General features: G+C 68.4%; 9 protein-coding genes and 1 other RNA gene. 1 reads left to right on the forward strand and 9 read right to left on the reverse strand.

Features of this window, described 5'->3' with window-relative positions; genetic code table 11:
• Nucleotides 1–68: 68 nt before the first annotated feature.
• From ACWC1K_RS30840 to ftsE, 7 genes are all read right to left on the reverse strand, one after another.
• Nucleotides 69–542: a hypothetical protein gene (locus ACWC1K_RS30840; protein ID WP_450836229.1), complete on the reverse strand. Its 474-nt coding sequence runs from the start codon at nt 540–542 to the stop codon at nt 69–71.
• 76 nt (nt 543–618) lie between these two features.
• The gene (locus tag ACWC1K_RS30845) at nt 619–1968 is read right to left on the reverse strand and encodes a hypothetical protein (protein ID WP_450836231.1); all 1350 of its coding nucleotides are present in this window, start codon (nt 1966–1968) and stop codon (nt 619–621) included.
• 119 nt (nt 1969–2087) lie between these two features.
• Nucleotides 2088–2482: a transfer-messenger RNA gene (gene ssrA / locus ACWC1K_RS30850) on the reverse strand.
• Between the two features lie 92 nt (nt 2483–2574).
• Nucleotides 2575–3117, reverse strand: a complete 543-nt coding sequence (gene smpB, locus ACWC1K_RS30855; protein ID WP_030943448.1) for an SsrA-binding protein SmpB — start codon at nt 3115–3117, stop codon at nt 2575–2577.
• Between the two features lie 69 nt (nt 3118–3186).
• Nucleotides 3187–4365, reverse strand: coding sequence for a S41 family peptidase (locus tag ACWC1K_RS30860; protein ID WP_450836233.1), 1179 nt, complete (start codon nt 4363–4365; stop codon nt 3187–3189).
• A 67-nt stretch (nt 4366–4432) separates the two neighbouring features.
• Nucleotides 4433–5353: a permease-like cell division protein FtsX gene (ftsX, locus tag ACWC1K_RS30865; protein ID WP_390664063.1), complete on the reverse strand. Its 921-nt coding sequence runs from the start codon at nt 5351–5353 to the stop codon at nt 4433–4435.
• A gap of 34 nt (nt 5354–5387) precedes the next feature.
• Complete coding sequence (gene ftsE, locus ACWC1K_RS30870; RefSeq protein WP_030943440.1) at nt 5388–6077, reverse strand: cell division ATP-binding protein FtsE; 690 nt, start codon at nt 6075–6077, stop codon at nt 5388–5390.
• Nucleotides 6078–6427: 350 nt separating this feature from the next.
• Here ftsE and ACWC1K_RS30875 point away from each other — a divergent pair, with 350 nt between their 5' ends.
• Nucleotides 6428–6619, forward strand: coding sequence for a hypothetical protein (locus ACWC1K_RS30875; protein WP_450836245.1), 192 nt, complete (start codon nt 6428–6430; stop codon nt 6617–6619).
• Nucleotides 6620–6724: 105 nt separating this feature from the next.
• Here ACWC1K_RS30875 and ACWC1K_RS30880 read toward each other — a convergent pair whose 3' ends face one another.
• Both ACWC1K_RS30880 and prfB read right to left on the reverse strand, forming a co-directional pair.
• Nucleotides 6725–7333 (reverse strand): hypothetical protein, encoded by a 609-nt coding sequence (locus ACWC1K_RS30880; RefSeq protein ID WP_450836235.1) that lies wholly within the window; start codon nt 7331–7333, stop codon nt 6725–6727.
• Between the two features lie 293 nt (nt 7334–7626).
• Nucleotides 7627–8733, reverse strand: coding sequence for a peptide chain release factor 2 (gene prfB / locus ACWC1K_RS30885; RefSeq protein ID WP_450836237.1), 1107 nt, complete (start codon nt 8731–8733; stop codon nt 7627–7629).
• Nucleotides 8734–8882 lie beyond the last annotated feature (149 nt).

The following is an 8882-nucleotide window of genomic DNA, read 5'->3' on the forward strand; positions in this document are numbered from 1 at the left end:
AACGGTCCGTCGACATGTGGTGCGCCACCACATCGGGCGCCGCACTTGTGGGACGCGGGAGCAGACCCTCAGGCGGGAACCGGGTGTACGGCCGCGCCGGCGCGGCGCTCACGCAGCAGCCCTCGGATGGAGCGGATCCGCCAGGCGGTGCAGGCGAGCACGACGACGCCGGTGAGGGCGGGCCATTTCCACCGGCCGGAGCTGTCCTGGGTCGCGGTGCGGGCCGCGGCCCCGTCGACGCGGACGGCGAGGGGCTTGTCGGGAGGCGACGTCAGGATGCCGTCGATCCCGACGGCGGCGATCCGCACGCGGTGGTCGTCGGACTCGAACGCCCCGGCACAGGCCCATCCGTCCTCCCAGAGGTCGCTCCACGCTCCGGTGGCGCGGTGGCAGTCGGTGACCTGGACGGTTCCGGGCTTGCCGGTGAGTTCGGCGTGGGCCTGGACGATGCCGTGGCCGGCCAGGTAGACACCGCCGATGAGCCCGAGGACGGCGAGGCAGATCTCGCGGGGCAGCTTGGGCAGGAGACGGATCAGGAACATGCGTGGGCGGGTCCTTCGTGGGGTGGGGTGCGGCCGTGCGGCCATGCAGAGGTGCGGGGCGGGGCCGGCCCGGCGGTCACTCGTCCTGGGCGAGGTGCTCGATCGCGTCCGACACGTGATCCTCGCCGTAGCCGAAGCGTTCGCCGAGGGCCCGGCAGCGGGCGTACTGCCGTTGGGTGAGTGACCCGGACGCCGTGTTCAGGACTCTCAGCAGCAGCCGGAATCCGAGGTCGGGGTCGACCTGGACGACGACCTGCTCCAGGGCGGTCGCGTGCTCGGGCTCCAACAGGGGTGCGGCTTCCCGGAGTTCGTGCACAACAGCGTCCGCCAGGTCGGCCCGGATCGGGGGCAGGACAGGGGTGTGCCCGGGGGCGGCCTCGGCCAGCCGCGCCCGGCACGCCTCGGCGATCCTGCGCAGCCAGCCCGGTCCGTCGGTTGCGAAGCGGCCGGGGTCCGTGTTCGACGCGGCGGCCCAGAGCGTGGTCAGGGTGTCCCCGGACAGCGAGGACCGAAGCAGCCGGACGGTGTCCTCCCACAGCACGGGCGCCTGGACGCCGGGGATGCGATGACCGTCGGCGACGACGCTCCGGTGCAGGAGTTCGGGCGCCGGGACGGACCGCTCCCCCACCGGGTCGAACTGCCCGGCGAGTTCGGACAACCCGAAGTCATCGTCGAAGAGACGCCGCGCGACCTCCAGGGGCCGCCACACGACGGTGAGCCCCCCGTAGACGACCTGGAAGGGATATCCGAACGGTTCACCGAGGTCGCAGAGCCTGTTGCAGCGCTCCTCCGGGACCGGCACGGCTGCCGTCTTGAGCGCCCGCAGAAAGAGCCGGAACCCGAGATCGAGGTCGGCCCGGGCGGCGACCTCCTCGAGCGCCGGGGTGAGGCCGGGGAGTTCCCCGGCGGACGCGCGGATCTCCGCCAGGATCGCGTCCCGCACGGTTTCGACGGCCGGCAGCCGCCAGAACGACCACGACGGACCCGGCGCACGGCCCACCATCACGCGGGGCGGACGGGCCGCGCAGGTCGCGTCCATCCGCGCGAGCCAGTCGCGCACGCCGATTCCGTGCGCCTGCGGCTCCCACGCGCCTCCCGTGGCGGCGAGCCACACGGCGCCGAGCACCTCGTCGGACAGCGGGGAGTCCAGGAGCTTGGCCAGGTCCGCCCGGAGCTCCTCGGCATACCCGAAGTCGTCGTGGAACACGTCGAACCCGAGGATGTGCCGTTCGTCCTCACTGAGCCGCTCGATGCCCGAGGTGTCGACGGGCGTCTCACCGTCGTAGGCAATCAGTTTCTCGGTGACGAGACCGAGTGCCGCCTCCTGAGTCCCGGGCGCCGTCGACAGGGCGAAGGACTCGGTCAGGCCACTGAGCCCAAAATCGGAGTCGTACTTCTCGAAGTAGGGCCCGGACTGGTCCCGCACGGTCTGGTTCCCCCCAGTCGCCGGTCGCGATCACCTTAGGGCACCTGTGGGGGTTCTGTGAAGGTGTACACGACAAAGCCCCGCCGCTCGAAAGCGACGGGGCCTTGCCCACATGGGATGAGTGGAGATGGCGGGAATCGAACCCGCGTCCAACGGTGCGGAATCAGGGCTTCTCCGTGTGCAGTTCGCTGCGATTTTCTCGGCCCCGGCGATCACGCGAACAAGTCGCCGACGGGCCCAGTCACTGTTTGATTTCCCTCTTCACCCCGTGACCGGGATCAAGGTTTAGTCCCCTAGCTGATGCCAGGATCCGGGTCGGGAACAGCCCCGGGCTGACACTCCCATTAAGGAGCTATTCGATCACTACCTGATCAGGCAGCGAGAGCGAAAAGCTCGGGAGAATCGCTCTTGGAATTGGCGATTATTTTTTGCGACATATGGTTTACGAGATCATTGCCGCTTCCTCGACACGCTTCCCCTGCTTCGACAGCCGCTGTCGAAACCGATCATCCCCATGTTGTGTTTTCAATGCTCACACCGGGTTCAGCCGGTGTTGGTGCCATCGTACGTGACCAACGCCCGTCGATGCCACCGTATTCCCGGCGGCTACGCGCCCCGCTGCTTCCGCTTCGCTGCCGCGATCGCCCGGTCCGACTCCCGCCGGTCCTGCTTCTCCCGCAGGGTCTGGCGCTTGTCGTACTCCTTCTTGCCTCGTGCGAGGGCGATCTCGGCCTTCGCGCGGCCGTCCCTGAAGTACAGGGCGAGGGGCACGATCGTGTGACCCGTCTCCTGCGCCTTGGACTCCAGCTTGTCGATCTCCTCGCGGTGCAGCAGCAGCTTGCGCTTGCGGCGCGCGGAGTGGTTGGTCCAGCTGCCCTGGTGGTACTCCGGGATGTGGGCGTTGTGCAGCCACGCCTCGCCCCGGTCGATCTGGACGAAGCCGTCGGTCAGCGAGGTGCGTCCTTCGCGCAGCGACTTGACCTCGGTGCCGGTCAGCACGAGGCCGGCCTCGTAGGTGTCGACGATCGCGTAGTCGTGCCTGGCCTTCTTGTTCTGGGCGACGATCTTGCGCTTGCCGCCCTTCTCGCCGTCCCTGGCCTTCGCGGCCGCCCCGCCCTGCTTGGGCTGGGACTCCTTCGGTACGTACATTCCCTTGCTCATAGTGCCGTCCATTTTCGCACTACGCGGGGGTGTGCGGGCCAGCCCTTTAACGGCTGTCTAGTCGGCGTCGCCCAGTCCGTCGAGCACGGTCTCGGCCCGCTCCACGGCCGCCTGCCCCTGCGAGGTGACATCCAGGTCGGGAGTGATGCCCCGGCCGTCGACGCTGCGGCCGGAGGGGGTGCGGTAGTGCCCGACGGTCAGTTCGGCGACGGAGCCGCCGGGGAGCTGCCTCGGCATCTGCACCGAGCCCTTGCCGAAGGTGCGCGAGCCCACGACGACCGCGCGGCCGCGGTCCTGGAGGGCGCCGGTGAGGAGCTCGGCCGCGCTCATCGTGCCGCCGTCGACGAGTGCGACCAGGGGTCTGGTGGTGTCGCCGCCGGGGGCGGCATGCAGGGCCTGCTGCTCTCCGTTGACGTCGTACGTGGCGACGAGGCCGCCGTCGAGGAAGGCGGAGGCGGCGGTGACGGCCTCGGTGACCAGGCCGCCGGAGTTGCCGCGCAGGTCGAGGATGATCCCCGCGCCGGCGGGGGCCTGCCGTACCGCGGTGCGGACCACGTCGCCGGAGCCCTTGGTGAACGCGGCGATCCTGATCACGGTGACTCCGTCGGCGAGCTTCCGAACGGTGACCGAATCGGTGGACAGATGGGCGCGGCGCAAGGTCTCGATCCACGTGCGCGTGCCGCGCTGCAGGCCCAGCCGCACCGCCGTACCGGCGGCCGCGTCGGTGGCGTCGCCGCGCAGTAACGACACGACCTCGGTGACGGGCTGCCCGTCGACCTTCTCGCCGTCGATGCTCCGCAGCCGGTCGCCCTTGCGGATCCCGGCGGCGGCCGCGGGCGAGTCCGCGGCCACCTTGGTCACCTCGATACGGCCGTCCCGCTCGCGCCGGGCCCACAGGCCGACGCCGGTGTACTGGCCGTCGAGGGCCTCCTCGAACTCCTGGTACTCGCCCTCGGAGTAGACGGCTCCCCAGCGGTCCCCGCTGCGGCTGACCGCGCGCTCGGCGGCCTCCATCGGGGACTTGCCGTCGGCCATGGCCTCCTCGGCGGCCTTCGCCACGTCCTCGTGATGACCGGCGGGTACGGCCGAACGGGCCGCACCGGACGGGGATTTCCGGTCGCCTTCGGAGAAGGAGCCGGTCGCCGCGCCCGCGACGAGCACGCTCGCGAAGACCAATGTCAGGACGGCCCCGCGGCGGATGCGGCGGGGCTGGCAGAACAGGTCACGACCTGACATGCCGGTGAGTCTAGGACAACGCGAAGGGCCGCACGGCCGGTTGACCGTACGGCCCTCTTGGCATGCGTCACACCTTCAGGTACTTGCGCAGCGCGAAGAACGCGGCAAGCGCGGGCATCAGCAGACTCGTGGCGAGGATGAGCGGCAGCTTGGTCAGAACGGCGTCCCAGCCGATGAAGTTGATCAGATTCAGCTTCTGGGACAGGGCCAGACCGTGGTCGATGATGAAGTACCGCGCGACCACCAGGAATCCGCACGCCACCGTTCCGCCGATGAGCCCGGCGACCGCCGCTTCCATGATGAACGGCGCCTGGATGTAGAAGCCCGAGGCACCGACCAGGCGCATGATCCCGGTCTCGCGCCGGCGGCTGAACGCGGACACGCGCACCGTGTTGACGATCAGCATCAGTGCGACGACGAGCATCAGCGCCATCACGGCCCGCGCGGCCCAGTTCATGCCGTTGAGCAGCCCGAACAGATTGTCCAGAATGCCCTTTTGGTCCTGAACGGACTGCACTCCGTCACGCCCGTCGAAGGCAGTCGCGATGACCTGGTACTTCTCCGGGTCCTTCAGCTTGATCCGGTACGACTCCTGCATCTGGTCCGGTGTGAGGGAACTGGCCAGCGGGGAGTCGCCGAACTGCTCCTTGTAGTGCTTGTACGCCGCGTCCTGCGACTCGTAGGTGACCTTCTGGACGACGGTGGTCATCTTGTCCAGGTCGGCGAGGATCTGCTTCTTCTGGTCGTCCGTGACCGCACCCTTGGCACAGTTGGGGTCGGACTCGGCGTCGCTCTTGTTGCAGAGGAAGATCGAGACGTTGACCTTGTCGTACCAGTAGCCCTTCATGGTGCTGACCTGGTCGCTCATGAGGAGCGACCCGCCGAACAGGGCCAGGGACAGGGCGACGGAGACGATGACCGCGAAGGTCATGGTCAGGTTGCGGCGGAGACCGACACCGATCTCGGAGAGTACGAACTGTGCGCGCATGGCGACTGGTTGAGCCTTTCCGTGGACGTGGCGGTCAGTGCTGGTAGCCGTAGACGCCGCGTGCCTGGTCGCGGACGAGGCGGCCCTTTTCCAGCTCGATGACGCGCTTGCGCATCTGGTCCACGATGTTCTGGTCGTGCGTCGCCATCACCACGGTGGTGCCGGTCCGGTTGATCCGGTCGAGCAGCTTCATGATGCCGACGGAGGTCTGCGGGTCGAGGTTGCCGGTCGGCTCGTCCGCGATGAGCAGTTTGGGCCGGTTGACGAAGGCGCGCGCGATGGCCACGCGCTGCTGTTCACCACCGGACAACTCACCGGGCATCCGATCCTCTTTCCCGCCCAGCCCGACGAGGTCGAGCACCTGGGGCACGGACTTGCGGATCTCGCCCTTCGACTTGCCGATGACCTCCTGCGCGAAGGCGACGTTCTCCGCCACCGTCTTGTTCGGCAGCAGCCGGAAGTCCTGGAACACCGTTCCCAACTGGCGGCGCATCTGCGGCACCTTCCAGTTGGACAGGCGCGCGAGGTCCTTGCCCAGAACGTGCACCTGACCGTGGCTGCACCGCTCCTCGCGGAGGATCAGCCGCAGAAAGGTGGACTTTCCGGAGCCCGAGGACCCCACGAGGAACACGAACTCGCCCTTCTCCACTTCCAGGGACACATCCCTGAGTGCAGGACGGGTCTGCTTGGGGTAGACCTTGGAGACGTTGTCGAATCGGATCACGGATGCACCACGGGTCGCCGGGGGTAGATGAGCGTGACCATACGCGAGTCGGGTGCACAAGCGCAGGCAGCGGTTGGGGTTGGGGGTGGGTTGTGCCTTTTGTGCCGGGTGGGTAGCGATTTTAAGGGGCGCGGGGCTGTATCGATCTGCGGCTCCGCCGCGGGGCGCGACCAGCCCCCACCGGCCGGTAGCCGCGAGACAAGCCTCACATCCCCCCTGGAGGCGCCCCCGCGCACCCGCCGGGAGGAACCCGCGCGACCTCCGGAGGAACCTGGCACAGTAGAGAGGGGAACGTTCGGCAACCACAAACCGTTCTCCCAGTGGAACGTATTCGCAAGGAGGGCGAGCGCATGACGTACGACCGGCTGGTGTGCGCAAACTGCGCGGCGCCCGTGAGCGAGGGCCGGTGCCCCGTGTGCCGCGCGAACCGCGAGCGGCTGCAGCAGGAGAACTTCTTCGCGGGGCTCAACCCCATGGCGCTGATCGCACTGCTGGCGGTGATGATCGCGGCGGTGGCGCTGCTGGCGCACCAGACCGCGTAGGGCGCGGCACAGGGACACTGAGACGCCCGAGGGGCCCGGAGCGATGCACGCTCCGGGCCCCTCGTCGTACGTCGTCGCACACATGGCGTGTGCGCACGGCTACCGTCAGGCAGCCGCACCGCCACGGCCGCCCACGAGGCGCGGCAGAATGCGGAAGCCGACGCCACCGGCGATCATGGTGGCCGCACCGATGATCAGGAAGGTCGTCTGACCGGCACCGGTCTCGGCGAGCTGCTGACCGTTGCCCTTGGTCTGAGTCGCGGTGTTCGAGCCGGTGTCCGTGAGGACCGAGGAGCCCTCGTCCTGGGCGGAGGTGCCGGAGTTGCCGTCGGGGTTGGTGTTGGAGTTGCCACCACCGTTGTTCCCGTTGCCGTTGCCGTTCCCGTTGCCATTCCCGTTCCCGTTGCCGTTCCCGTTGCCCGGGTTGGTCGGCTCGGAGGTCGGGTTGTCGGTGGGCGGAGTGGTGGGCGGCTCCTCCGTCGGCTCGGTCGGCTCGTCGGTGGGGTCCGTCGGAAGATCCGTCGGGAGGTCCGTGGGCAGACCGGTCGGGGCCGGATCCGTCGGTGCCGGGTCGGTCGGCGCCGGCGTGATGCAGATGCCCAGGAGACCGCAGTCGTCGGCGGATGCGACACCCGCAGCGGTCAGCGAGGCGCCTGCGGCGATCACGGCACCCGCGGCAATCCGCGCGACACGGATCCGCGTCTTGTTCGTCATGTGTTTGCTACCCCCAGTAGCTGCTCGTCAGTTGGGCGGCGCTCGGGGGCCGTGATCGACGGAGGTAGCTGCGCTGCGAAATTCCCCCGGTTCACATGCGCCCCAGAGATACGCATGCCGCGCTTTACCCTTCCGATTTTTCAAAGCAACGTCAAGGGCGTTGCGTGCGCAATGTCCACTTGCGTCTCGTTTACATCGAGTTGGAACCTGTGAGTGTGATGTAAAACCCAGACAAACAGCAACTGCCGCCCGTGGGGCGGCAGTTGGCAAGTCGACAAAGTTACTTCGCTCGGCTACTTCTCCTGCTGCTTGCGCCAGCGAATTCCGGCCTCGAGGAACCCGTCGATCTCACCGTTGAACACGGCCTCGGGGTTGCCGACTTCGAAGTCGGTGCGCAGGTCCTTGACCATCTGGTACGGGTGCAGGACGTACGAACGCATCTGGTTGCCCCAGGAGTTGCCGCCGTCGCCCTTCAGGGCGTCCATCTTGGCCTGCTCCTCCTGGCGGCGGCGCTCGAGCAGCTTGGCCTGGAGGACGTTCATCGCGGTGGCCTTGTTCTGGATCTGCGACCGCTCGTTCTGACAGGAGACGACGATGCCGGTGGGGAGGTGGGTGAGCCGCACCGCGGAGTCGGTGGTGTTGACGCCCTGGCCGCCGGGCCCGGACGACCGGTACACGTCCACACGCAGCTCGGACTCGTCGATCTCGATGTGGTCGGTCTGCTCGACCACGGGAAGCACCTCGACGCCCGCGAAGGACGTCTGGCGGCGCCCCTGGTTGTCGAAGGGCGAGATACGCACGAGCCGGTGGGTGCCCTGCTCGACCGAGAGAGTGCCGTAGGCGTACGGCACCTGCACGGCGAAGGTGGTCGACTTGATGCCGGCCTCTTCCGCGTACGAGGTCTCGATGAGCTCGGTCTTGTAGCCCTTCTGCTCCGCCCAGCGCAGATACATCCGCTGCAGCTTCTCCGCGAAGTCGGCGGCGTCGACGCCGCCGGCCTCGGCGCGGATGTTGACGAGCGCCTCACGGGAGTCGTACTCCCCGCTCAGGAGCGTCCGGACCTCCATCTCGTCCAGCGCCTTCTTGACGGCGGCGAGCTCGGACTCGGCCTCGGCGCGGGTGTCCGGGTCGTCCTCCTCGTCGGCCATCTCGAAGAGCACGGCGAGATCGTCGATCCGCCCCCGCAGCGCCTCGGCCTTCCTGACCTCGGCCTGCAGATGGCTCAGCTTGCTGGTGATCTTCTGCGCCTCGTCCGGGTTGTCCCACAGGGACGGCGCGGCCGCCTGCTCCTCGAGCACGGCGATGTCTGCCCTCAGCTTGTCGAGGTCCAGAACGGCCTCGATCGACTCCATGGTCGAGGAGAGGGACTTGAGCTCTTCGGATACATCGACGACTGCCACACCCCCAGCGTAACGGCTCCGCCAAGCGGGCAGTGCCGGGCCGCTGGGCGGGGCTGTGGCCGGGGGTGTCCGCGCCATCCGCTGGGGGCTGCCGCCCCCAGACCCCCGCTTTCGGCCTGAACGGCCTCGTCCTCAACCGCCGGACGGGC

It is taken from the genome of Streptomyces sp. NPDC001492, assembly GCF_053597275.1.